Origin of the sequence: Flavobacterium sp. CAU 1735 (assembly GCF_039888695.1) — a bacterium.
Classification (GTDB): domain Bacteria; phylum Bacteroidota; class Bacteroidia; order Flavobacteriales; family Flavobacteriaceae; genus Flavobacterium.
On sequence record NZ_JBDQQQ010000006.1, the window covers coordinates 232983 to 258842 of the forward strand.

Below are 25860 nucleotides of genomic sequence, written 5' to 3' on the forward strand. Positions count from 1 at the left end.
ACTATTTTTTTGCTTTATCAGTATCGGCGGACGTAACCGGATGTTGTGGCGCTTCATCACGCAACGTCAATCGGGTAGTGATCGGGAAATGATCCGAATTGATAAAGTTATCGTGGTTAACAAAGTTTTTTACCTCAATACGTTTGTCTACAAAAACATAGTCAATACGAGCCGGATAATAGTCATAATCGTAGGTTTTTCCGAAACCTTTTCCGGCTTCTTCAAACGCATCTTTCATGTTGCCTTTAATATTGCGGTATACATACGAAAAAGCACTGTTATTCAAGTCACCACAGATAATTAACGGAAAATGACATTCCGCTTTATGTTGTTTGATCAACTCAGATTGCATTTGCTGAATCGCAAAGGCTTCGCTAATCCGTCTGAAAATCTTTTTAGACTTCACCTCATCGATTTTCTCGTGAATATCGGGACTTATCTTGATCGACTGCAAATGCATGCTATACACGCGAAGCGTATCTCTCCCCTTTTTGATATCGGCGAAAATCACGTTATTATTCGAATTTGGAAATTTAATATTCCCGCCGTTTACAATCGGAAACTTCGAAAAAATAGCCTGACCGGTTTTTACCTTGTCGCCCTGCATATAAATAAACTGATGCTTATATCCTTCAAAATGTACCGGCTGCGTATTCGAATATTCCTGTAAACATAAAATATCCGGATTCTGCGACAAGACAAACGCTTCAATCTTATCGATCACATTATCCTGTTTGATCCATTCAAATACATTGAACAGTCGTACATTATAACTCATCACAACAAAATCATCATCTTCAGCGATCAGATCTTTGGATGAGAATTTATAGAATTTATTAAAAAATGTAATCCCGATCAGAAATACGCATAATGAAAGCAGTACCTGTTTTTTAAACTGGATCAGCCAGTAAAAAAGGAATAATAAATTCAGGATCAGTAACAACGGTAAAACCAATGTCAGCACCGATAAAAACGGGAATAATTTTGGTGCGAGAAACGGTAACACATAGGCAATAAAGCTCAATACAGTGAGTACTATATTGAAAAAGAAAACTACTTTATTAAACCATGACAGATTTTTCATACTTCGCCGTTATCCGCTTATTATTTTGAAACCGGATTATTTTCCTACTTTAAACAGGAATTCCTTTTCTTCTTTTGTGAGACTATCATAACCGGATTTACTGATTTTATCCAGGATATCGTCGATTTTTTTCTGAGTTATGTCCTTATCAGCCGCCGGTGCCGGTGTACTGGTTTGGGACGTTTTTTTTGTATTTCGGTGTACCGTTTTAAAAGGCGTTGTTTTTTTCGGACGGAATAATCCTGAAATGTAATCTAAAAAAGTCGAAATCCCTTTAGTCAAATCGGTACCATTCTGTAGCATTTTGATATATAAAAAACCAAAAAAAGCACCGCCTAAATGCGCAATATGACCACCGGTATTGTTTAACGGAATCTGAATCAGATCCAGCAAAACCAATGCCACTGCCAGGTGCCACATTTTTACATTCCCGATCAGCAACAATCGGATTTCCGAAAACGGCGTATACGTTGCCGCAGCCACCAGAATCGCCATAATCGCACCGGAAGCACCCACCAGTATTGTATTATTCTGAAAAATAAAATCGGTTGCTACAAACAACAGTCCGGCAAAAATCGCGCCTAAAAGGTACAATCCGAACAATTGTTTTTGAGTAAAATAAGTCGTAAACAAACGGCTGGCAAAATTCAGCACGATCATATTAAACAACAAATGAAAGAAATCCGCATGAAGGAAAGCATACGTCAGTAAGGTCCACGGACGTGTTAGCATGATCATGACATCCGATGACAAGCTCGTCCAGTCCAATATCACACTAAAAAGATCCGGAGCAAACGCTTTAAGAAGAAAAAACGGAATGGCAATTCCCACATTCCAGAAAATCAGCTTTTGTGCGATTCCTCCCAGTCGGTATTGCATTTTAAAATCATCCAGTATATTCATTCTATTCTTTCTTTTTTGTGGTTTTTATACTACTAATTTAGGTTTTATTTTTGGAACCGTTAGCGATCCCAACGATTATTGTTGAATTGATTTTTTTTCCAGAACCACATCATCAGAAAACCGACAATTGCACCGCCAATATGGGCAAAATGCGCAATACCACTTGCTCCGCCAAAAATAGAACGGCCACTCATTCCCAAATACAAGTCAATTAATAACAAGCCGGGTACAAAATATTTCGCTTTAATCGGAACCGGAATAAACATCAGTGCCAGTTCGGCATTCGGGAACATAAAAGCAAAAGCCACTAAAAGCCCGTAAATAGCACCGGAAGCACCAACAGCAGGAGCCGCAAAAGCAGAACCAAATTCATTCAGTTTATCCATACTCATAAAGGCACTCCAGTTTGGATTTATTTTCCCTTCCGATAACAACTGTACTACTTCCGATTGGGACACTCCATTTTCCATCAAAATATTTAATCCATCGTGGTACAGATAATAATTCACCCCACTATGCAGTAAAGCCGCACCCAAACCGCAGGAAATATAGAAAAACAGGAATTTTTTACCGCCCCAGAAATGTTCCAGTGTCGACCCGAACGAATACAACGCAAACATATTAAAGAAAATATGCATCCATCCACCATGCATAAACATATGCGTTAGCGGTTGCCAGACCTGGAAATTCGGATTTTCAAAATACCATAACGCCAAATAGTTAAAAGCCGCCGGAACAAACATGGTACCCAGGAAAAAGATAACGTTAATAATAATTAACTGTTTTACGGTTTCGGTGATATTCATCATAGTGCAAATCGTTTATCAATGTCTTCCACCCGCATTGTGATGAAAGTCGGTTTAAGGAAAGGGGAAACATTTGGTTCTTTACAGGCAAACAAGGTATTGACCATCGTTTCCTGTTCGTGTTCGGTTAAATAGGTACCGGTTTTTACCGCCAGACTTCGCGCCATGGATTTGGCAATCCGGTCACACTGGCTAAAACTGTTTTCCGGTAATTCGCCCTGCAAATCTCCGATAAGCTCTTCCAGCAAAATCGTTACCTCGCTTTCGGCTACATTTACTGGTAATCCGGAAATGGTTACCCGATCGTCATGAAATGCCTCAAAAACAAAACCGGTACTTTCCAGCGATGGTTTTAGTTCGGTAATAATGGCTAGTTCCGCTTTGGAAAAATACAATTCCAACGGAAACAACAATTGCTGACTCGAAGCCTGATGTACCGTTATATTCGTCAGAAACTGCTCGTATAAAATACGTTGGTGCGCACGTCGCTGATCAACAATTAACATCCCGGATTTAATCGGGCTGACAATATATTTTTTATGAATCTGATAGGTGCGGTTATTCGATACCTCATCGATGGTATGCTCATCAAAAAGCGAACCGGTCACTTCCTCGCTTTCCAGCTGGATTTCTCCGATTTCCACTTCTTCGGTCGCCTGTTTAAGTCCTACATACAGACTTTCCCAATTCTGACCGGATGTTTCTTTTTTATAACCACCTGCAGAGAAAGAGGGATTCGAACCCGCGGACCTTGTCCCGGAAGTCATATTTCCTGAAAAAGAAGCCGAAAAATTGGTAACCGGTTTCGTGTCTTCTTCCAAAAACGGATTAAAATTGGCGTCCACCTGAATCAATGGTGTTTCGGCATCTTTACCGCTATAATCATAGGGCGTATCCAAAGTCGCATCCCGTTCGAAATCGAGTACCGGTGCCACATTAAACTGCCCAAGGCTATGTTTTATAGACGAACGCAAAATGGCATAAAGCGCCTGTTCGTCGTCAAATTTAATTTCAGTTTTTGTCGGATGGATATTGATATCGATCGTATGCGGCGGTAAATCCAGATATAGGAAATAACTCGGCTGACAACCGTCTTTTAACAATCCTTCGTAGGCCGCCATAACCGCATGATGCAAATAGGGACTTTTAATAAAACGATCGTTGACAAAGAAAAACTGTTCACCGCGGCTCTTTTTAGCAAACTCCGGTTTTCCTACAAACCCCTGAATTTCGACAATCTCGGTGCTTTCTTTAACCGGAACCAATTTTTCGTTGGTCTTCCCGCCAAATACATTTACGATCCGTTGTCGGAAATTTGAAGCCGGCAGGTTAAACATTTCGCTTCCGTTGTGAAACAGTACAAAATGAATATTGGCATGCGCCAACGCCACCCGTTCGAACTCATCAATCACATGGCGAAACTCCACCGTATCCGATTTCAGGAAATTACGTCGCGCCGGAATATTAAAAAAGAGGTTTTTTACCGAAAAGGACGTTCCTTTTGGCAAAACCGCCACTTCCTGCGATACAAACTTACTTCCTTCGATCACAATATGTGTCCCCAGTTCTTCCTGATCCTGTTTGGTTTTCATTTCCACATGGGCAATTGCCGCAATCGATGCCAAAGCTTCCCCGCGAAACCCTTTGGTATGAAGTGAAAACAAATCTTCCGCATGACGAATCTTGGAGGTCGCATGACGCTCAAAACACAGGCGCGCGTCGGTAACACTCATTCCCTTACCGTTATCAATTACCTGAATAAGTGTTTTACCCGCATCTTTCACGATTAATTTAATTTCTGTTGCACCGGCATCCACCGCGTTTTCTATCAATTCCTTGACAACGGAGGCAGGACGCTGCACCACCTCACCCGCAGCAATCTGATTGGCAACATGATCGGGAAGTAATTGGATAATACTCGACATTCGTATGTTTTGAAGCTGTTTAGATTAAAAAAGGGTTTTCCTTCTGAACCACCAAATTTAAAGAAAATGACAGACATTTAACGAATGAAGCCTCTCAATTTTTTGTTAATGGTCAACCCTCTAAAAACAAAGAACCTGTAACGCAAAACATTACAGGTTCTAATTATATAACTTGATTTTTTTATGCTTTTTTCCGAAGATCTGCCATTTTGATGGCCGCGATAGCCGCTTCGGTTCCTTTGTTTCCATGAACACCGCCACTTCTGTCGATAGACTGTTGCTCGTTATTATCGGTTAGCAAGCAGAAAATCACCGGTACATCGGTTTGCACGTTCAGGTCTTTGATTCCCTGTGTTACGCCTTCGCAAACAAATTCGAAATGCATGGTCTCCCCTTTTATCACGCATCCGATTACAATAACCACATCCACGTTTTGGGTTTCAATCATTTTTTTCGCACCATAAATCAGTTCGAAACTGCCGGGTACATTCCAACGAACCAGATTACTTTCCAGAGCACCACAATCCAGCAAAGCGGCTTCGGCACCGGAATACAATCCTTCCGTTACTTTATCGTTCCATTCCGAAACAACAATCCCAAACCGAAAATCTTTCGCGTTTGGGATTGTGTTTTTATCGTAATTGGATAAATTTTTATTAGCTGTCGCCATATTATTCTGTCATTGCGATCAACGCATCGATATTAGCACCTTCTGCAGAACCTTCGTATTTTTCTTTAATTTGCGTAAAGAATTTGGCAGCATCCGCTTTTTTATTCAATGCCAACGAAATTTGTCCGGCTTTAAATAAAAATCGTGGTGTTGTATATTCGTTATCATTCGCTTCAGCCGCTTTTTTATAGTACGTTAAAGCATCTTCTTTTTTGTCAAGTTCCGAGAAAGCATCCCCGATACCTCCTAAAGCTAAGGCTTTAAGCATCATATCATCGGAAGTAAACTGCTCCAACTGTTGTACAGCCTCTTTGTATTTCGCTGTATTCAGGTACGCCATACCAGCATAATAATGTGCCAGATTAGCCGCTTTTGTTCCGGAATAATTTTCTGCGATTCCAAGGAATCCTAATTTACCTTCACCACCTTTTAATGATAATGCGAAAAGTGAATCGGTAGCCTGTCCTTCAACAGCTTGTTGGAAATATTGTTGCGCCTGGAACATTTCATTTGCAGCATCATCCTCTTTTGGTTCTACTACAAATTTGTCATACAAAAGATAACCTGCCGTTGCGATAGCAATAGCACCTACAAATCCGAAAATATATTTCTGATTTCTAGCCACCCATTCTTCCGTTCTGGAAGCACCTTCGTCCAATTTATTAAAAACTCCGGCAGTAGTACTTCCTTTTTCGTCGATAACTACTTGCTCAAATTCGTTTTCAACAGCTTCTTCTTGTGGTTTCGGGGCTTTGTATCCTCTTTTGTTATATGTTGCCATTTATTTTAAATTTAATGAGCTGCAAAAATATACTTTTTATTGAAACTTAAAAGCCCTTTTTATCGATATTTTTCAATAATTTGCACCCGCTTTTAAAAAAAACTGACATAAATATCAGAATTAACCACTTTCCTATCCGTGTATTTAAAGACGCTTTCACTGTTTAATTATAAGAATATTGCCGAAGCTACTTACGATTTTGATGCCAAAATCAACTGCTTTGTCGGCAAAAACGGTATTGGAAAAACCAATATACTGGATGCTATCTACCATTTGGCCTACGGAAAAAGTTATTTTAATCCGTTGGCGGTTCAGAATATCCGACATGGAGAGGAGTTTTTTGTGATCGAAGGTCAGTTTGAAAAAGACCAACGTACGGAGCAAATTGTCTGCAGTTTAAAAAAAGGACAGAAAAAAGTATTAAAACGCAACGGCAAACCTTATGATAAATTTTCAGATCATATCGGTTTTATCCCGTTGGTTATTATTTCCCCGTCGGATCAAGACCTTATTATAGAAGGTAGCGAAACCCGCCGGAAATTTATCGACAGCGTGATTTCGCAGTCTGACAGTTTGTATTTACAGCAACTGATCCAATACCAGCGTATACTGACCCAACGTAATGCGCTGCTAAAATATTTTGCCTTAAACCATACGTTCGACAAAGAAACCCTTGCCGTATATAATGAGCAACTTGCCGTGATCGGTCAGCAAGTATTCGAAAAGCGCCAGTACTTTATCAACGAATTCATTCCTATTTTCAACCGTTATCACCAGTTGATCACGAATTCCTCCGAAACGGTACAGATTGTTTACGAAAGTCAGCTTTTTGAAAAAGACATGTTAGCGCTTTTTGACGAGTTCTTGCCGAAAGACCGCGCGTTACAATACACCAGTGTTGGCGTTCATAAAGACGATCTTTCGTTTGAGATTGATCATTTTCCGATTAAAAAATTCGGTTCCCAAGGACAACAAAAATCTTTTTTAATTGCGCTAAAACTGGCTCAGTTTGAATTTATCAAAAAACTAAACGGCACTGCTCCGATACTCCTTTTTGACGATATATTCGACAAACTGGACGAAAGTCGGGTACACAAAATTGTCGAGATGGTTAACGATGAAACCTTCGGACAGCTCTTTATTTCCGACACCCATCCGGAACGTACCGAAGCCATTGTTAAGTCAACCCTACAGAGTTACACCCTTTTTCAACTGTAAAAAGAGTAACTTTCCACTTCTATTCTTACGAAAACAACTGCTTTCAATATCTTTTTTCATAACAAATCTCATATTTACTTGGATTTTAATTAAATATTCGTGATATTTATTTTTTGATCCCCAATCTATTAAATAAAAACCATAACTTTCCTAAATTTACAGCCCCAAATACCACTACCTGCCTTTCTTTTTAATGCTGTTCAAACGTAGTAACTGACTCATAAAAGATAGCTGATGAAGATCCCTTTACAAAAGCGAAAAAAAGTACACATTGCCCTTTTTATTTCCATCCTCATCATCCAATTGCTTTTTTTCTGGATGTGGTACCAACAAAACAACGAATACAACACGTTATCCGAATCGGTTCAGAATGCCAGCAAACCCAATCAGGCCGTTTATTTCTCCAATCAGGCGACGCGGAGTTTTTTAAATGCCCAGAATGCGTTTAACGATTACCTGTTGAGCTATAAAAAAGCCTCTTTAAATCAATACGAGCGCTCCATTCAGGAGATGACCGTTTATCTGGACAGTTTGGATCAGCTTACGGCTGTAAACAAAGATTTTTTCAATGTGATCAAATCAAAAGAAACTACCGAAAAACAAATCTACTATATTCGCAAGCAGTTGGATTCCCTGATGCGAAAAGGTGTCATTTCCTTAATGGGGAACGATTCACTTCCGTCTAACTTCAATATCCGGAAATTCAATTATGCAAAAACCCTGAATTCGATCAGCTACGACACGACACTCACGTCCGATAAAGACCGTAAAAACGGTTTTTTTGCCCGAATCGGGAAAGCTATTTCCGGAAAAAACAATATCATGAAAGAGCGACTTCAGGTACGCATTAAAATGGTATACGGGAATACCGAAAAAGTCGGCTCATTTGAAGACCAGCTTAAAAACACTTTTAGCACTATTGATCAATATTATACTCAGGAATTTAAAAAACTAAACCGAACGTATAATAACCTTCGAAAAAAGGATCGGGAATTATTAGAAATCAACAAAACCATTCTGCGCAACAGTCAGGAGATATTACAAGTCTACTCGGATTCGGCTCAGGAGCTCGACAAATTAAAATACGCAACTGCACTCAAAAACATCGAAAAACAGCGTACTCTGATTCTGGCATTGCTTCCAATCATGGTTATCATCACTATAATCTTATTGTTCTATACGCAGTTTGCGTATATCTACGAAAAGAGCCTGTTGGATGCCAAGACCGAAGCCGAAAAAAATCTGGAATTCAAAAACCGTATCATTGGTATGCTGAGTCACGAAATGCGGGCACCACTTCATATTATTTCGAACTTTTCGAAACGATTAAAATCGGCTACACTGCCGGAAACCGCACTTCCTACGGTCAATTCGTTAATTTTCACATCCAATTCGCTACAAATTACCGTCAATCAGATTCTTGATTTTTTTAAAAATAAAAGCAGCAAGCTGGTCGTATACAATTCCAACTTCAACCTGAAAAACGAAATCCTGTCGGTATTGGAATCGTTACATTCGTTGGCCGAAATCAAAAAAATCGACCTAAATCATACGATTGACTCAAAACTGGACACTATAGTCTGGGCCGATAATGTAAAAATACACCAGCTTTTTTATAATATTATCGGGAACGCCATCAAGTTTACCGATCAGGGAAGCATTACCGTAACGGCCGGTTTATCGGATAAAGGCACGCAGTACCTCATGGAGGTTACGATTAAAGACACCGGAGCCGGTATTCCACCCGAAGACCTGGAAAATATATTTGACCAACATTATCAGAGTAAATTCCATTCCGAGCAGAGCAAGCTTGGTGCCGGACTTGGTTTAAATCTGTGCAAAGAAATCGTCGATCTTTTTGGCGGTACGATCACCGTAAACAGCGTCCTACAAAAAGGAACCGAAATTCATTTTTCGTTACTCTTAAACAAATCCCGCGATGTTAAAACAAGTTTGGAGCAACTATTGGAAATCAACCGTAAAAAACCACTTACCATTGCCATCGTTGACGATGACGCCATTACGCTGGCCAGTCTTAAAAAAATGATCAGCAATACCAATGCCGAAGTCAGCACGTTTACAACGGCTAGCGAATTGCAAAATCATCTTAGCAATCACACCACAGATTTGGTGATTACCGACTTACAACTGGGAACACTTTCCGGTATTCAACTCGCCCGGGAAATACGAAAGAACCATTCGATTCCAATTATAGTGATTACCGGCGATGACTATTGGGCACAGGAAAAAGCAACCGATGACGCTCCGTTTGAAACCGTCATTCTTAAACCCGTAAACAAAGAAGAACTTTATACCAAAATTTTAAAAATTGTAAGTTGATCATCATTGTTTTTTACGAATTCTGACAGCGAAAAGAAACGGAATTCAAAATGGTTTACCTATTTTTACACCATCAAAAAATCATATGTATTCATGATCATTTCTTCAGACTTTTCGCTTAAAAAATACAACACATTTGGGATTGAAGCTAAGGCCAGTACATTTGTTTCGGTGACCAACGAAACCGAACTGGCGGAAATTTTACAAAAGCACCATTCGGAAAAACCTTTTATTTTGGGCGGTGGCAGTAATATGCTACTCACTCAAGATATCGACCGACTGGTAATCCATGTTAATTTGAAAGGAAAAACCATTCTTGAAGAAAACGACGACTATGCATTGGTTAACGCTCAAGCCGGTGAAAACTGGCATGAATTTGTACTTTGGTGTATTGATCACCAACTTGGCGGACTGGAAAACCTGTCGTTGATTCCCGGAAATGTCGGCACCACTCCAATTCAGAATATCGGTGCTTACGGTGTGGAAATCAAAGACACCTTTGTCTCTTGTCGGGCGATGAATATTGCGACACAGGAAATTGTAACTTTCGACAAAGCACAATGCCAGTTTGGTTACCGCGAAAGTATCTTTAAAAATCAGGAAAAAGATCGTTTTGTAATCCTGTCGGTTATTTTTAAACTTACCCGAAACCACCATAAAATCAACACCTCTTATGGTGCGATCGAAGCCGAACTAACACGTCATAACATTACTCATCCGACTATTAAAGACGTAAGTAATGCCGTGATCGCCATCCGTCAGAGCAAACTTCCCGATCCAAAGGAACTTGGAAACAGTGGCAGTTTCTTTAAAAACCCGGTGATTCCTAAAGCGACTTACGATAAAATACAAAGTCAGTATCCCGACATGCCGCATTATACGGTTTCCGAAACGGAAGTAAAAGTACCGGCGGGCTGGCTTATCGAACAAGCCGGTTTTAAAGGCAAGCGATTTGGCGATGCCGGAATACACCAACATCAGGCTTTGGTATTGGTGAACTACGGAAATGCCACCGGAGCGGAAATTCTGGCGGTATCGAAAAACATCCAGAAAACCATTTTTGAAAAATTCGGAATTGCAATAGAAGCCGAAGTCAATATTATCTAAAAATGTATATCGACGAGCAGTATCAGAACAACGATCCCGAAGCGATCCGCGATTTTATCCGACAGAACAGTTTTGGGATACTGATCAATCAAACCGAAGGAAAACCATGGGGCACACATATTCCATTGGAACTCGAACACAATCCGGAAGGCAAAGAAGTACTTTACGGTCATATTGCCAAAGCCAATCCGCAAGCTGCAGCCTTACAAAGCGGCGCTACGGTATTGGCAATTTTCAACGGACCGCACCATTATATTTCCTCTTCCTGGTATGATCATGAAAATGTCCCGACGTGGAATTATATTGCGGTACATATCTACGGTACCATCCGCATTATCGAAGGTGACGAACTTTTATTTTCGCTAAAAAAACTAGTCGACAAATACGAAGCCACTTCCGAAAATCCGACAAAAATTGAAAACCTGTCGGCTAAAACCATGCGTCAGGTAAACGGCATTACTGCATTTGAGATTTGTATTGATCAAATTCAGGCGGTTCACAAACTCTCTCAAAACCGGGACGATAAGAATCATACGGCCATTATCGAAAAACTGGAAAACCAAAAGGATCCGAATGCGATTCACATTGCCCGGGAAATGCGAAAAAACCGGAAATAAGCTTCAAGGAATTTGTTAAAATCCAATTGGGATTTAACATTTGATTCGTACCTTTGTCCCTTCTTTAATCCCTGATGAATTGCATATGTTAACAATTCTACTCTATATTTTTATCGGAATTATTGCCATCCAGATTTTCTATTATTTGATCATTTTTGGCAAATTTGCATTCGCTCCAGCTCAAAAGATTACCTCGAAACGCATTCCGGTTTCGGTAATTGTATGCGCTAAAAATGAAGCGGAAAACGTAGCCAAATTCATCCCGATTTTAGCCGATCAGAACTATCCCGACTACGAGATTGTTTTAATTGACGATGCATCGAGCGATGATACACTGGAAATTTTTGAAGCGTTTGAAAAACAATATGCCAACATCCGACTGGTAAAGGTTCAGAATAACGAAGCGTTCTGGGGAAATAAAAAATTCGCGTTGACGCTTGGAATTAAAGCCGCCCGAAAAGAATATTTACTTTTTACCGATGCCGATTGTTATCCGACTTCCAAGGATTGGATTACCCAAATGACCTCTCAGTTTACCTTACATAAAACCATTATTTTAGGATATGGTGCTTACGAAAAAATCAAAGGATCCTTTTTAAATAAGATCATTCGTTTTGAAACGCTTTTAACGGCGGTTCAGTATTTTTCGTGGGCCAAAATGGGCAAACCTTATATGGGAGTGGGCCGAAATCTGGCTTATAAAAGAGAGGAGTTTTTTAAAGTGAACGGATTTATGGATCATATGAAAGTACGCTCCGGCGATGATGATCTGTTTATCAATCAGGCGGCAAACCGCAAAAACACAGCGATTTGTTACAGTCCGGAAAGTTTTACGATTTCGGCTCCCAAAACGAGCTATAAAACCTGGTTTCAGCAAAAACGACGTCATGTTTCGACGGCGTCCTATTATAAAAGCTTTGATAAATTCCAACTGGGACTTTTCTTTTTCTCACAGCTTACCTTTTTTATACTGGCCATTTTATTACTGGCATTCCAATTCCAATGGATGATTGTGGCCGGATTAATCGTTGTCCGCTATATTTTCACCTGGATCACTTTGGGCTATGCTTCGGGCAAATTGCATGAAAAAGATGTGATGTATTGGTTTCCGATTATCGAATTAATCCTTATCTTCACACAACTAAACGTGTATTTCACCAACTCTTTTTCAAAACCGGTACATTGGAAATAAATTCGGAAATAATTCAAAGGAATATTGAAAAAGCAAAAGCCGGCGATCAGGTTGCTTTTACGTTTTTACTGGACTTTTTCTGGAATGAGATTTACGGGTTTATGCTAAAACGTACGGAAAACGAAACCGATACGGAAGACATCGCCATCGAAACGTTTGCCAAAGCTTTTGATAAAATCACCTCCTATAATCCTGAATTCGGTTTTAACACCTGGTTGATTGCCATTGCCAAAAATGTACATATCGACATGTTGCGCAAAAAGAAATCGGCTTTATTTTTAGGAACCATCGACGAAGAAAACCAACAGGCATATAATGTAATCGACTCCACTCCTACCATCGAAGACGAGATTATCAAAGAGCAGAATCTGGCTCGATTATTACAATACATTAAAGAATTAAAACCGGCCTATCAGGAGGTTATTCAACTGCGGTATTTTCAGGAGATGAGCTATCAGGAAATAGCCGATCAGTTGGAAGAACCGTTGAACAATGTAAAAATCAAATTGCTCCGGGCGAAAAAACTACTGGCGGAAATCATTCAGCAAAAAAAATAATTTTATTTTTCGCAACCCAACCTCTTACAGCCTTCGAATTCATTTATAAAATATCAAGCAAGAGAAATATTTCTCATTTTATTAACATTTGAAATACTAATACTACAACATCTAACGTTATACAGGTATATACCACTATATTCTAACCTTAAACTACGTTATCATGTCTAAATTAAACATCTACGAAACCAAATGGATCGATTTGGTTTTTGAAGGCCGTAACAAAGCTTACGGCGCCTATCAATTACGAGCCGAAAATCCAAAGACAACACTAAAAGCTTTATGCGTTGGTGTTTTACTATTGAGTTCTGCTATTGCCGTTCCGATTATTGTAAATTCACGTAACAGCGGAAACGATATGGCGGATAACATTCCAAAAATATTTAACGATCCCATTGTTGTTGTAGATCTTACACCAATACAACCTAAAAAAATAGAGGGGCCAAAATTGGAAACCACACCTTCCGATCCGGTAAAAAAAATTAAATATGTTGGGTTTACACCGGTTGCCAAAAATCAGGCGACTCAGGAAGTTCCCACCAATGAGCAATTAAATAATACCGCTATCAGTACCGAAAACAGCGAAGGAACCGGAACCACCACGAGTCTTAGTGTTGCTTCACAACCAACCGGAAATGGCGCCGGAAACGGAACGGAAAGCGCTAACAACATCAACTCCACCTACGAATTGGAAGCCTTACCACAATATCCGGGTGGCATTGATGCCTTTTTGGCAACTGTTGGTAAGCGTTTTAAAACGCCCGAAATGGACGAATTAAAAACGTTTAAGGTATTGGTGTATTTCGTGATCGAAAAAGACGGTAGCTTATCCAATATCCGGGTAACACGTGATCCGGGATATGGTTTGGGGAAAGAAGCCATTCGGGTGCTAAATTCCATGACTACCAAATGGACACCGGGCTACCGAAACGGTCAGCCGGCACGAACCGCTTATAATCTTCCGATAACCGTGAATGTGAATTAAGAAGGAAGAGAAAAGAGAAAAGAGAAAAGAGAAAAGAGAAAAGAGAAAAGAGAAAAGATGAAAACACTCTATATGTAAAAGCCTGTCGGATATAAATCGGACAGGCTTTTATTTTATTGTTTTACTTTACGTAACGATATTTTTATACGGCTTCTTTTTTAGAATCCAGTGAAAATTTCAGAAATACAAATCCGATAATTCCGGCCACCAGTGACGAAATCAGGATGGCAATTTTGGAAATCGTAATATCTTCGGTCTGCGATTTAAACGCCAGCAGGGTTATAAATATGGACATCGTAAAACCAATACCCGCCAGAAAACCGGTTGCCAGTATTTGTTTCCATTTTAAATCGTCCGGTAGTTTACAAATCCCAACAGCAACTACAACAAAACTAAACAAAAATATTCCCAGCGGTTTTCCGATTACCAATCCCAGGAAGATTCCGATACTGTTTTCGTGTACCAATCCTTCCACCCAATCGTTTCCGATCACAATCGCCGTATTGGCCAAAGCAAACAACGGCAGTATAAAAAACGCTACCGGTTTGTGCAAAACGTGTTGCATTTTATAGGAAATTGTTTTTTTACCGCCATCACCAAAAGGCACCACAAAAGCCAGCAATACACCGGTTATTGTTGCGTGAATTCCGGAATTAAGCATAAAATACCACATCAACACACCTCCTAAAAGGTACGGAAACGGATTATTCACTTTTAAACGATTAAAAACAAACAACACCGCCATGATTCCCAAGGCAATTCCCAGATTCAGTACAGACAAATGATCGGTATAAAAAATAGCGATCACCAGAATAGCACCCAAATCGTCGATTACGGCCAAGGCTGTCAGAAATACTTTTAACGACAATGGCACCCGACTTCCCAATAAAGACAATACCCCTAATGCAAAAGCAATATCGGTAGCCATTGGAATTCCGGCACCTGCCTGTGTAGGTGTACCGTGATTAAAAATCATATAAATCGCTGCCGGAACCAACATTCCGCCAATTGCGGCAAAAATGGGCAACATTGCATTTTTAATACTCGAAAGCTCTCCTTTGTAAATTTCCCGTTCCAATTCCAGTCCGATCAGGAAAAAGAAGATCGTCATCAAACCGTCATTTATCCAGTGTTCAAAGGAGTGTGCCCCCAATTCGAAATGCCAGATACTTTGATAGGCTTCCTGAAAACCAGAGTTGGCTATTACCAGGGAAATCAACGTACAAAAGATCAGAACGATCCCGGACGATTTTTCGTTATCAAAGAATTCGGTAAACAGTTTGGTAGTTTTCATGACACTTAAAAATAAATTAAACGGCGTTTTATCAATAATTACAAAGATACGATTTTTAAAACAACGTCATTTCCGGACAATTCGGACACCTATATTGTCTATTAAAAATGCGTTAAACGGACTATCACAAATAAACAACATTACGTATCTTTGCACTTCAAAATTATCAGTAATGGAAACTGTTTTAGACACGAATATCATTCCGACCGGAAAACCAAAATGGTTACGCGTAAAGCTTCCGACCGGAAAAAAATATACCGAATTACGAGGCCTGGTAGACAAATACAAGTTAAATACGATTTGTACATCGGGAAGTTGTCCGAACATGGGTGAATGTTGGGGAGAAGGAACGGCAACCTTTATGATACTGGGTAATGTATGTACGCGTTCGTGCGGATTTTGCGGTGTAAAAACCGGTCGTCCGGAAACAGTCGACTGGGACGAACCGGAAAAAGTAGCGCGTTCGATCAAATTGATGAACATCAAACACGCGGTAATTACCAGTGTAGACCGTGACGATATTAAAGATGGTGGTTCCATTATCTGGAAAGAAACCGTAAAAGCCATCCGCAGAATGAATCCGGAAACCACTTTAGAAACCCTTATTCCGGATTTCCAGGGTATGGAACGCAACATCGACCGTATTGTAGAAGCCAATCCGGAAGTGGTATCCCATAATATGGAAACCGTTCGTCGTTTAACCCGCGAAGTTCGGATTCAGGCAAAATACGACCGTAGTCTTGCCGTACTGAAATACCTAAAAGACCAAGGCATCCGTCGTACCAAATCCGGTATTATGTTAGGATTGGGTGAAACGGAAGAAGAAGTCATTCAGACGATGAAAGACTTACGCGAGGCGAATGTAGACATTGTAACCATCGGGCAATACCTGCAACCGAGTAAAAAACACTTACCGGTAAAAGAATTTATCACGCCGGAACAATTTGCCAAATACGAAGCGATCGGTAAAGAACTTGGATTCCGCCATGTAGAAAGCGGTGCTTTGGTACGTTCGTCCTACCATGCTCAAAAACACATTTTATAAATAGTTTCTCCTAACATACGGACACTGAAATGAATCCAAAAATTAGAATTGCCATTAATGGTTTTGGCAGAATCGGGCGCAACCTGTTCCGATTATTGTTAAACCATCCTACAATAGAAGTCGTAGCAATTAATGATATTGCCGACAACAGGACGATGGCACATTTGATCAAATATGACAGTATTCACGGGGTACTTCCCAATACGGTTACGTTTGATGAAACGTCCATTAGTATTGATGGCAAAGCTTTCCCTTTTTTCCACGAAACAGCGATTTCCAAATTAAACTGGAAACCGTTCCATGTGGATATTGTGGTAGAAGCTACTGGAAAATTCAAGACCTATCCGTTGGCCGAAGCGCATATTACATCGGGCGCCAAAAAAGTGATTCTTTCGGCTCCGGCAGAAGACGACACCATCAAAACCGTAGTATTGGGTGTAAACGACTCGATTCTGGACGGCACGGAACGTATTATTTCCAATGCCAGCTGTACGACCAACAATGCAGCACCGATGATCAAGGTGATTCAGGAATTATGCGGTATTGAACAAGCCTATATCACAACGGTACATTCCTATACCACCGATCAGAGTTTACACGACCAACCACACAAAGATTTGCGAAGAGCCAGAGGCGCGGCACAATCGATCGTACCTACTACGACCGGAGCGGCAAAAGCTTTAACTAAAATTTTCCCGGAACTGGATGGAAAAATGGGTGGTTGTGGGATTCGCGTACCGGTTCCCGACGGTTCCCTGACCGATATTACCTTTAACGTAAAACGCCAGGTTAGCATAGAAGAAATCAACGAGGCCTTTCGCAAAGCCTCCGAAACCACTTTAAAAGGAACCTTATCGTATACCGAAGATCCTATCGTTTCGGTAGATATTATTGGTAATCCAACCTCTTGTTTATTTGATGCACAGCTAACTTCGGTAATCGATAAAATGGTAAAAGTAGTGGGTTGGTATGACAATGAAATTGGTTATTCATCCCGAATAATAGATTTGATCACACATACTCATGCCAAATAATTAACTATATTTATACGGATTTTTTAAACAAAGAAATGAAGTATATACTGCTTTTATTATTTTTTATAGGAATTCCCTGTTTTTCTCAGGAAAAAAACGCCCAAATAAAAGTCGATAGCATTACCTATTATTTGGAGTTATCTAATTTCCACAAAAACAATTACACCTATAATAAGGCATTAGAATTTGGTAAAAAAGCGGTTAATTATGCCACACGGAACAATCTGGAAAAAGGTCTGGCCGACACTTATCTGGCCATTGGCGGTATTTACTATCAGTTAAAAAAGACGGATGACGCGATCGAAAACTTTATCCGAAGTCTGGCGATTTACAACAATTTAAAACCGTCGTCCAACATTGCATTTTGTTATTATAATCTGGGATTGTGTTATCTGGACAAAAACAGTTTTGCGATTGCGGAAAACTATTTCGACAAAGCCATTTCCATCTACGAACAAATACAAATTCCCGACGCAATTGAGTTGATCAACCTGCAAAAAGGGATTATTTACAAGAAAAAAGGAAATATCAACCTGGCCACGGCCCTGTTTAAAAACATCATTTCCAAAAATAATATCGACAATCTTTTCGAAACAAAAGCCGAAGCCTATTACCAGCTGGCCGAAATCAACGAGCGGAACAATCCCAAAAAAGCAATCGATTATCTGGAAAAAGCCAATGTGCTTACCAGCAATAATAATATTTCCCAAAAGCTGAAAATCATTCGTAAAATCAGCACGCTTTACAATAAAACCAACAGTGTTAACCAGTCCTTCCATTACCTGAAACGGTATGTTCATCTGAAAGACTCCCTTTCGGCGATTAACAACGATAGTATAGGCGAAGCCGCATTCGAACGCTATATTGCCAACGAGCAGCTCAAGACCATTGAAAAAATGGACAAGGAAAACAAGGAACAGGAAAAATCGATCAAGTTTTCCAAGCTGATCAGTATTCTAAGTATTGCGTTGATTTCCATTTTATCGTTACTCAGCCTTTCGCTTTATAAAAACAACATCATCCGAAAAAAGACCAACCAGCTTTTAAAAGAAAAAAATCTGGAACTGGAAGTTCAGAAAGAACGTGCCGAACGCGCTTCGAAAGCACGTTCCGAATTCCTGTCGACGGTGAGTCATGAACTACGCACACCGTTGAATGCTATTAATGGTATTACGCATATTTTATTGGAAGACAAACCCAAGGAAAGTCAGCTTGCCTATTTGAATTCCCTGAAGTTTTCAGGAAATTACCTGTCGACTTTTATCAACGACATCCTTGAAATCAACCGTGTGGAGTCGAATGCTCTGGAAGTGGAACATATCAATTTTAACATCCGGGAATTGTTCCAGAACATCATGGATTCGTTTGTCGAGATCGCCAATAATAACAATGTCATTTGCCGACTCAACATCGAAGAAACCGTTCCGAGCTTCCTAATTGGTGATCCAACAAAACTCTCACAAATATTGATCAACCTTATAAATAACTCGCTGAAGTTTACCAAAGACGGCGATGTTTGGGTTAATGTATTTCAAACGGGTAAAGATGGGAACTGCGTCGATCTGCATTTTGAAATTATCGATACGGGAATTGGAATTTTAAAAGAAAAACAGGAAACAATTTTCGACAGTTTTACTCAAGGTTCGGTAGAAATTAACCGCAAATACGGTGGAACCGGATTAGGATTATCCATCGTTCGACGACTGGTTGAAATATTAGGCGGAAAAATCCACCTGGAAAGCGAACTGGACAAAGGAGCCAAATTCTATTTTAACCTGGCGTTCCCTATCGGTGAAGAAATCAAAGTGGAAAAGAAAACCGGATTAGGCTATGATGAACAATGGCTAATCGACAGAAAGATACTTTTGGTTGAAGACAATAAGATCAATCAGATGATCACTAAAAAGATGCTTGAGCGCAAACAGATGGCTTGTACGATCATCGAAAACGGAGAAGACGCGATTGAACATTTGGAAAAACACCGAAACCACTACGATTTGGTATTAATGGATGTGCATCTTCCGGGAATTAACGGAACGATAGCCACTGAAGAAATCCGCAAGTTCGACAAGCAAACTCCGATTATTGCATTAACGGCAATTTCATTGGACGAAAATCGCGAAATGCTGCTTTCGTATGGTATGAATGAGGTGATCACAAAACCGTTCGATCCGGAAAAGTTCTACGAGATTATTGCGACCACCATCATTTCAAAAAACGGCAATTAATAGGCCGTTATCAGGTTTTGGATTAGATTTCGAACATGCGGTTCTGCCGCCTGCGCTGCTTCCAATACTTCATCGTGTGTAATGGTATCAATACTGTGTTCGTCGCCCATATCGGTAATTACCGAAATTCCGAAACATTCCATTTCCATATGACGTGCTACGATCACTTCCGGTACTGTTGACATTCCAACACAATCGCCGCCTACGGTTTTCACCATACGGTATTCGGCCAGTGTTTCGAAAGTTGGCCCTTGTAAGCCAAGATAGACACCGTCCTGTACTTCAATGTCTAAAGTAGCGGCCAGTTCTTTTGCTTTGGCGATCATCTTACGGCTATACGGTTCACTCATATTTACAAAACGCGGTCCGAAACGCTCGTCATTTTTTCCGCGTAACGGATGTTCCGGCATCATGTTGATATGATCTTTAATAATCACGATCGATCCTACTTTATAATCCGGATTAACACCACCCGAAGCGTTTGAAACGATTAATTTTTCCACTCCTAAATATTTCATCACGCGAACCGGGAAGGTTACTTCTTTCATCGAATAGCCTTCGTAAAAGTGAAAACGGCCTTGCATGGCGACCACTTTTTTAGTTCCGATGGTTCCAAAAACCAAAGCTCCTTTATGTCCCTGAACGGTCGATACCGGAAAATTCGGAATCTCGTTATACGGTAAGGTAAATTCAATTGTAATATCATTGGTGAATCCTCCCAGGCCGGAACCTAAGATGACACCGTATTCCGGAGTAAAATTTGTTTTTCCTTTAATGTAACTAACTGTTTCTTGTACTTGCTCCCACATAATCTAAAATAGTTTTATCAAAATCGTTTTCATTATTTAAAAATGCGCTAACAATGGGTAGGTAAAACAATTGCTCCGATGGCAATTTCCCTTCCAGTCGCACATAATCTTTTTCTGTTGTAATAATTTTTTTGGTTCCGGCTTTTTCCAGAATCGCAGCAATATCCTTGTCTGTAAAATGATGATGATCCGGAAAGGTCATACAATTGGATGCCTTTACTTTTAGGTGATCAAAAAATGGTTGGGGTTTTGCGATTCCGGCTACCAGAAACAGGTTTTCCGGATCCAGATCGGTAACTTTTAATGTCGTTTTATCCGAATAGACACTGTCGTCATATTTAATATAGGTAAAAAACAACTGTTGGCAGGACTTCAGTTTTAATCGTCCCTTTATTTCATTTTGTTGAATCTGTGTTAGCGATGGCGGACATTTGGTTACCACAATAATTGCAGCCCGTGCTACACCATCCCGACTTTCCCTTAAATTTCCGGCCGGCAGAATCAGATCATCAATATACAAATCGTTATAGGCGGTTAGCAGGATATAAAATCCGGCTTTTACTTTACGGTGTTGGTAGGCATCGTCCAGCAAAATCACTTCCGGTTTTACCAATGTCAGTAATTGTGTAATTCCGTTGGTTCGATTGGCATCGACCGCCACATTTATATTCGGAAACTTTTTATAAAACTGATACGGTTCGTCTCCCAGTATTGCTGCGGTAGCTGTTGTATCGGCCAAAACAAAACCTTCCGATTTACGTTTATAACCTCTGCTTAGTGTGGCCACTTTATAGGTCCCGGACAACAATCGGATCAGGTATTCGATTTGCGGTGTCTTCCCGGTTCCGCCAACACTTAAGTTTCCAACAGCAATTACAGGTGTATTGAAAAAACTGGATTTTAGTATGTCTTTGTCATACAAAAAATTACGAACCCCGGTAACGCATCCGTAAAGGATGGAAAAAGGAAAAAGTATTTTTCGCAAAAAATTCATATTACGAAAGTAGCTATTTTTTATCTTTGAAAATAACTTTTGCCGTAAAGTTTAGCCTGTTTGGGCTTAAAACTAGCGGTTCCATCCACAAAATAAAACCGTTCTGATGAAAATAAAAGCAATACTCGACGTACTGGAAGAAATGGCGCCACTGGCCTATGCCGAAGATTTTGACAATGTGGGCTTACTCGTTGGCGATGCCAATGCCACTGCAACCGGTGTACTCGTTTGCCACGACGCACTCGAAAATGTAATTGATGAAGCCATCCGTCGCCAATGCAATCTTATAGTTTGCTTCCATCCGATTTTATTTTCGGATCTGAAAAAGATCACCGGAAAAAATTATGTCGAGCGTTCTATTTTAAAAGCCATCAAAAACGATATTGCAATCTATGCCGTTCATACCGCGTTGGACAACCATCAGCAAGGCGTAAATAAAATCTTTTGCGATGCACTCGGACTTACAAATACCCGTGTATTGATTCCGAAACCCAACTTTATCCAGAAACTGGTTACCTATACGATTCCTGAAAATGCGACAAAACTTCGTAATGCGCTTTTTGAAGCCGGTGCCGGAAAAATCGGAAATTATGAAGACTGTAGTTTTACGTCACAAGGAATGGGTTCTTATATGGGCAACGAAAACAGCAACCCGGAAATCGGAGAACGCTTTGAATTTGTGGAAGCTGCCGAAATCAAAATCGAAGTAACCTTTGAAAAGCATCTTCAAGGTAAAATTTTAAAAGCCCTATTCCAAAACCATGTTTACGAAGAAGTTGCGTATGAAATTTATGCGTTGCAAAATACACATCAGAATATCGGGTTGGGAATGACCGGCGAACTGGAAAATCCGATGGATGAATCCGAATTCCTGCAACTGGTAAAAGACAAAATGCAGGCCGATGGCATCCGTCATAGTGCCTTTACCGGTAAAAAAATCAAAAAAGTAGCGGTATTGGGCGGATCGGGAAGTTTTGCGATTGGGAATGCCATTTCGGCTCAGGCAGATGCTTTTATCACGGCCGATTTGAAATATCATCAGTTTTATGAAGCCGAAAACAAGCTACTTTTAGCCGATATTGGCCATTTTGAAAGTGAAAGGTATACAAAAAACTATATAGTTGATTATCTTACGAAAAAAATTGCTAATTTTGCAATCATTTTATCGGAAGAAAATACAAATCCAGTTAAGTACTTTTAAAATATGGCAAACATCAAAGAACTAAGTGTAGAAGAGAAGTTACGAGCACTTTATGACTTACAGTTAATCGATTCACGCATTGATGAAATTAGAAATGTAAGAGGTGAATTACCTCTTGAAGTGGAAGATTTAGAAGATGAAGTAGCTGGATTAAGCACTCGTTTAGAGAAATTGAAAGCAGATTTAGAGACTATCGAAGAGCAAATCAAAGAAAAAAAGAATGCTATCGACGGTCATAAAGAATCGATTAAAAAATATACCGAGCAACAAAAGAATGTTCGTAACAACAGAGAATTTAACTCTTTAACGAAAGAAGTTGAATTTCAGGAGTTGGAAATCCAGTTAGCGGAAAAACACATCCGTGAGATGAAAGCGTCTATCGAGCACAAAAAAGAAGTGGTTTCGCAAACAAAAGAAAAATTAGACGGTAGACAATCGCACTTAAAACACAAAAAAGCGGAATTGGAAGACATCATGTCTGAAACTGAAAAAGAAGAAAACTTCTTATCAGAAAAATCAGCTGAATTCCAGGCACAGATTGAAGAGCGTTTATTAAATGCTTACAACAGAATCCGTACCAGCGTTCGTAACGGTTTGGCAGTAGTTTCTATCGAAAGAGGTGCTTCTGCAGGATCTTTCTTTACAATCCCGCCACAAACGCAAATGGAGATTGCTTCCCGTAAAAAAATCATCACTGATGAGCACAGTGGAAGGATCTTAGTTGACAGTGCATTAGCAGACGAAGAAAAAGAGAAAATGCAACAATTATTCTCTAAAATATAAGTAACTTAAAGCCTCCAACCGGAGGCTTTTTTTATGAAACTGTTTGACAAAATATCCTATTTTATACTAACCAAATCCATTGGATTGTATATTAACCTCATGGGCTTTTTATTCCCTCAGAAAGCCACAAAACTGGCGTATCGTTTTTTTACGGAACCCCGGGACGGAAAACTCGACGCTACTAAAATCCCAAAAATACTTACCGAAGCCCATCCGGAAACGGTCGCTTTTGGTCAGCATCAAATTCAAACCTATACCTGGAAAGGAAATGATCATCGTATTTTATTAGTCCATGGCTGGGAAAGTAACGCAGCCCGATGGGAACGTTTTATCGGATGGCTTAAAAAGTCCGGGAGCACTATTATTGCCCTCGACGGCCCGGCTCAGGGATTATCCAGCGGAACCGAATTCAACATTCCCGAATATGCGCGTTTTGTAGACGCCATTATGCAAAAATTCAACCCGACGTCCATCATTGGCCATTCTATGGGTGGTGCCACTTGTATCTATTACCAGTATACTTATCAGAATCCGTTATTGAAAAAAATGGTCATTTTAGGCGCTCCGAGTGAGTTTATGATCGTTCTTAACAATTATAAAAAGACACTGAGTCTGAATAAAAAAGTATCACGCCTTTTGGAAAAACAGATCATGGAACGTTTTGGCATTGATCCGAATGAATTTTCCGGTAGCCATTTTGCATCCGGATTTAATTTAAAAGGTCTGATTGCTCACGATGAAGATGATGCTGTTGTTTCCTATAACGAAGGAAAACAGATCGCCGAAACCTGGAAAACAGCCGAATTTATTTCAACAAAAGGACTGGGACACAGTTTACACGACGATCAGCTTTACCAACGGATCTATCATTTCCTTTTTGAAGCCGACTAATCAATTCACCGACTATAAATTGTCATTCCTTATTATTTAGCGTATTTTTGCCAGATGGAAGAAAATTTAAAACGACTCAACAAATTCTTATCCGAAACCGGATTTTGTTCCCGTAGAGAAGCCGATAGGTTAATCGAAGAAGGAAGAGTTACCATTAACGGAATAGTCCCGGAAATGGGCACTAAAGTCACTCTTGATGATGAAGTAAGAGTCGATGGTAAATTGGTTCGTGAAAAGACTGAAAAACCGGTATATCTGGCTTTTTATAAGCCGGTAGGTATTGAATGTACGACCAACCAATCCGTTCGCAATAACATTGTCGATTATATTAATTATCCGAAACGCATCTTCCCGATCGGGCGTTTGGATAAAGCCAGTGAAGGTTTAATTTTTATGACCGATGATGGCGATATTGTAAATAAAATCCTTCGTGCCCGTAACAATCACGAAAAAGAATATATCGTAACCGTAAACAAACCCATAACCGATCGTTTTATACAACGGATGGGAAATGGAATTCCTATTTTGGATACGGTAACTAAAAAATGTAAGGTGGAACAAATTAGTAAATTTGTATTTCGGATTATCCTTACGCAGGGACTAAACCGACAGATTCGAAGAATGTGTGAATATCTTGATTATGAAGTAACCGCTTTAAAGCGTATCCGTATCATTAATATTTCCCTTGATATTCCGGTTGGTCGATATCGCGATCTTACAGATGGTGAAATCAAAACCCTTAACGAGCTGATTGCTCCTTCCAGTAAAACCGAAGAAGCCAGCTTACCAAAACCAAAAGCAGAACAGCCCAAAACACAACAGTCGGGCACTCCTGCAAAAAGGGCTTTTAATCCCAACAGAGGTGGTACCAACAACCGAAATACTTCTTATAACAGGAATAAAAACAAATAACATATTAAATAATAACTAAACCGGAGTTGTCTCCGGTTTTTTTATGTTTTGCGGTGTACACCTGACAGGTTTTAAAAACCTGTCAGGTGTGGCTTGTAGTAAAAAAAGTAGTTGTCTAATGCTTAAGACAACTCCCTTTTACCATTGCTATAAAACAAAGATGACGGAACCTATGATTTTAAGGATTTTAATGTTTAGTTTATGAATTCGTAACTCGTAAAATATAAAAACCGGAAGAAAATCCGGTTTTTTTATGTTTTGTTTGGAACAGGAACACCTGACAGGTTTTTAAAACCTGTCAGGTGTGGCTTGTAGTAAAAAAAGGAGTTGCCTAATGTTTAAGACAACTCCTTTTTAATATTTATATAAAACAAAAAACCCTATCCGTTTGGATAGGGTTTTCAAAAGAAAGGCGGCGACATACTCTCCCACAGGATTGCAGTACCATCTGCGCAGGCGGGCTTAACTTCTCTGTTCGGAATGG

The 25860-nt window shown here is 39.8% G+C and carries 23 protein-coding genes; 14 read left to right on the forward strand and 9 right to left on the reverse strand.

Translation table 11 applies throughout. From position 1 onward, the window contains the following. Nucleotide 1 precedes the first annotated feature (1 nt). The 6 genes from AAFN64_RS14320 to AAFN64_RS14345 all read right to left on the reverse strand — a co-directional run bounded on the left by AAFN64_RS14320 (nt 2) and on the right by AAFN64_RS14345 (nt 6169). A complete protein-coding gene (locus tag AAFN64_RS14320) occupies nt 2–1084 on the reverse strand; it encodes an endonuclease/exonuclease/phosphatase family protein (protein ID WP_300485655.1) in 1083 nt (360 codons plus the stop codon). Between the two features lie 36 nt (nt 1085–1120). Further along, nucleotides 1121–1987 (reverse strand): rhomboid family intramembrane serine protease, encoded by an 867-nt coding sequence (locus AAFN64_RS14325; RefSeq protein ID WP_347760949.1) that lies wholly within the window; start codon nt 1985–1987, stop codon nt 1121–1123. Nucleotides 1988–2046: 59 nt separating this feature from the next. After that, nucleotides 2047–2796, reverse strand: a complete 750-nt coding sequence (locus AAFN64_RS14330; RefSeq protein WP_347760950.1) for a rhomboid family intramembrane serine protease — start codon at nt 2794–2796, stop codon at nt 2047–2049. Beyond that, nucleotides 2793–4718 carry a DNA mismatch repair endonuclease MutL gene (mutL, locus tag AAFN64_RS14335; RefSeq protein ID WP_347760951.1) on the reverse strand — a complete coding sequence of 642 codons (1926 nt, stop codon included), beginning with the start codon at nt 4716–4718 and terminating at the stop codon, nt 2793–2795. The genes AAFN64_RS14330 and mutL overlap by 4 nt, the downstream gene beginning before the upstream one ends. Before the next feature lie 181 nt (nt 4719–4899). Further along, entirely contained in the window at nt 4900–5388 is a 489-nt protein-coding gene (ribH, locus tag AAFN64_RS14340) for a 6,7-dimethyl-8-ribityllumazine synthase (RefSeq protein WP_347760953.1), read from the reverse strand. Between the two features lies 1 nt (nt 5389). Then, on the reverse strand, nt 5390–6169 hold the full coding sequence (locus AAFN64_RS14345) for a tetratricopeptide repeat protein (RefSeq protein WP_300485664.1): 780 nt from the start codon (nt 6167–6169) through the stop codon (nt 5390–5392). A gap of 138 nt (nt 6170–6307) precedes the next feature. Here AAFN64_RS14345 and AAFN64_RS14350 point away from each other — a divergent pair, with 138 nt between their 5' ends. From AAFN64_RS14350 to AAFN64_RS14380, 7 genes are all read left to right on the forward strand, one after another. After that, a complete protein-coding gene (locus tag AAFN64_RS14350) occupies nt 6308–7387 on the forward strand; it encodes a DNA replication/repair protein RecF (protein ID WP_347760954.1) in 1080 nt (359 codons plus the stop codon). 234 nt (nt 7388–7621) lie between these two features. Next, nucleotides 7622–9727, forward strand: coding sequence for a hybrid sensor histidine kinase/response regulator (locus AAFN64_RS14355; protein WP_347760955.1), 2106 nt, complete (start codon nt 7622–7624; stop codon nt 9725–9727). 93 nt (nt 9728–9820) lie between these two features. Continuing rightward, nucleotides 9821–10834 carry a UDP-N-acetylmuramate dehydrogenase gene (murB, locus tag AAFN64_RS14360; RefSeq protein ID WP_347760956.1) on the forward strand — a complete coding sequence of 338 codons (1014 nt, stop codon included), beginning with the start codon at nt 9821–9823 and terminating at the stop codon, nt 10832–10834. Nucleotides 10835–10836: 2 nt separating this feature from the next. Continuing rightward, nucleotides 10837–11451 carry an FMN-binding negative transcriptional regulator gene (locus tag AAFN64_RS14365; protein WP_347760958.1) on the forward strand — a complete coding sequence of 205 codons (615 nt, stop codon included), beginning with the start codon at nt 10837–10839 and terminating at the stop codon, nt 11449–11451. Between the two features lie 85 nt (nt 11452–11536). After that, nucleotides 11537–12643 carry a glycosyltransferase gene (locus tag AAFN64_RS14370; protein ID WP_347760959.1) on the forward strand — a complete coding sequence of 369 codons (1107 nt, stop codon included), beginning with the start codon at nt 11537–11539 and terminating at the stop codon, nt 12641–12643. Then, complete coding sequence (locus AAFN64_RS14375; RefSeq protein WP_300485673.1) at nt 12634–13200, forward strand: sigma-70 family RNA polymerase sigma factor; 567 nt, start codon at nt 12634–12636, stop codon at nt 13198–13200. Before AAFN64_RS14370 ends, AAFN64_RS14375 begins: the two co-directional genes overlap by 10 nt. A 163-nt stretch (nt 13201–13363) precedes the next feature. Then, nucleotides 13364–14185, forward strand: coding sequence for an energy transducer TonB (locus AAFN64_RS14380; RefSeq protein WP_347760960.1), 822 nt, complete (start codon nt 13364–13366; stop codon nt 14183–14185). A gap of 142 nt (nt 14186–14327) precedes the next feature. Here the strand turns inward: AAFN64_RS14380 and nhaA are convergent, their stop codons facing one another. Beyond that, on the reverse strand, nt 14328–15479 hold the full coding sequence (nhaA, locus tag AAFN64_RS14385; RefSeq protein WP_300485676.1) for a Na+/H+ antiporter NhaA: 1152 nt from the start codon (nt 15477–15479) through the stop codon (nt 14328–14330). A gap of 172 nt (nt 15480–15651) precedes the next feature. On the opposite strand from nhaA, the gene lipA reads away from it, so the two are divergent. From lipA to AAFN64_RS14400, 3 genes are read left to right on the forward strand one after another with little or no spacing between them, the layout of a single operon-like run. Next, nucleotides 15652–16524, forward strand: coding sequence for a lipoyl synthase (gene lipA, locus AAFN64_RS14390; RefSeq protein ID WP_300485678.1), 873 nt, complete (start codon nt 15652–15654; stop codon nt 16522–16524). A gap of 29 nt (nt 16525–16553) precedes the next feature. Continuing rightward, nucleotides 16554–17558, forward strand: a complete 1005-nt coding sequence (gene gap / locus AAFN64_RS14395; RefSeq protein WP_347760961.1) for a type I glyceraldehyde-3-phosphate dehydrogenase — start codon at nt 16554–16556, stop codon at nt 17556–17558. 35 nt (nt 17559–17593) lie between these two features. Further along, a complete protein-coding gene (locus AAFN64_RS14400) occupies nt 17594–19786 on the forward strand; it encodes an ATP-binding protein (RefSeq protein WP_347760962.1) in 2193 nt (730 codons plus the stop codon). Here the strand turns inward: AAFN64_RS14400 and AAFN64_RS14405 are convergent. Next, complete coding sequence (locus tag AAFN64_RS14405) at nt 19783–20595, reverse strand: purine-nucleoside phosphorylase (protein WP_300485684.1); 813 nt, start codon at nt 20593–20595, stop codon at nt 19783–19785. The genes AAFN64_RS14400 and AAFN64_RS14405 overlap by 4 nt on opposite strands. Further along, nucleotides 20567–21589, reverse strand: coding sequence for a tetraacyldisaccharide 4'-kinase (lpxK, locus tag AAFN64_RS14410; RefSeq protein WP_347760965.1), 1023 nt, complete (start codon nt 21587–21589; stop codon nt 20567–20569). Before lpxK ends, AAFN64_RS14405 begins: the two co-directional genes overlap by 29 nt. A gap of 106 nt (nt 21590–21695) precedes the next feature. Here lpxK and AAFN64_RS14415 point away from each other — a divergent pair, with 106 nt between their 5' ends. The 4 genes from AAFN64_RS14415 to rluF are packed head-to-tail and all read left to right on the forward strand — an operon-like array spanning nt 21696 to nt 25376. Next, nucleotides 21696–22790, forward strand: coding sequence for a Nif3-like dinuclear metal center hexameric protein (locus AAFN64_RS14415; RefSeq protein WP_347760967.1), 1095 nt, complete (start codon nt 21696–21698; stop codon nt 22788–22790). A gap of 3 nt (nt 22791–22793) precedes the next feature. Continuing rightward, a complete protein-coding gene (locus tag AAFN64_RS14420) occupies nt 22794–23573 on the forward strand; it encodes a C4-type zinc ribbon domain-containing protein (RefSeq protein WP_300485689.1) in 780 nt (259 codons plus the stop codon). A 33-nt stretch (nt 23574–23606) separates the two neighbouring features. Further along, the gene (locus tag AAFN64_RS14425) at nt 23607–24464 is read left to right on the forward strand and encodes an alpha/beta hydrolase (protein ID WP_347760969.1); all 858 of its coding nucleotides are present in this window, start codon (nt 23607–23609) and stop codon (nt 24462–24464) included. 54 nt (nt 24465–24518) lie between these two features. Further along, the gene (rluF, locus tag AAFN64_RS14430) at nt 24519–25376 is read left to right on the forward strand and encodes a 23S rRNA pseudouridine(2604) synthase RluF (RefSeq protein WP_300485692.1); all 858 of its coding nucleotides are present in this window, start codon (nt 24519–24521) and stop codon (nt 25374–25376) included. The last annotated feature ends 484 nt before the right edge of the window (nt 25377–25860 follow it).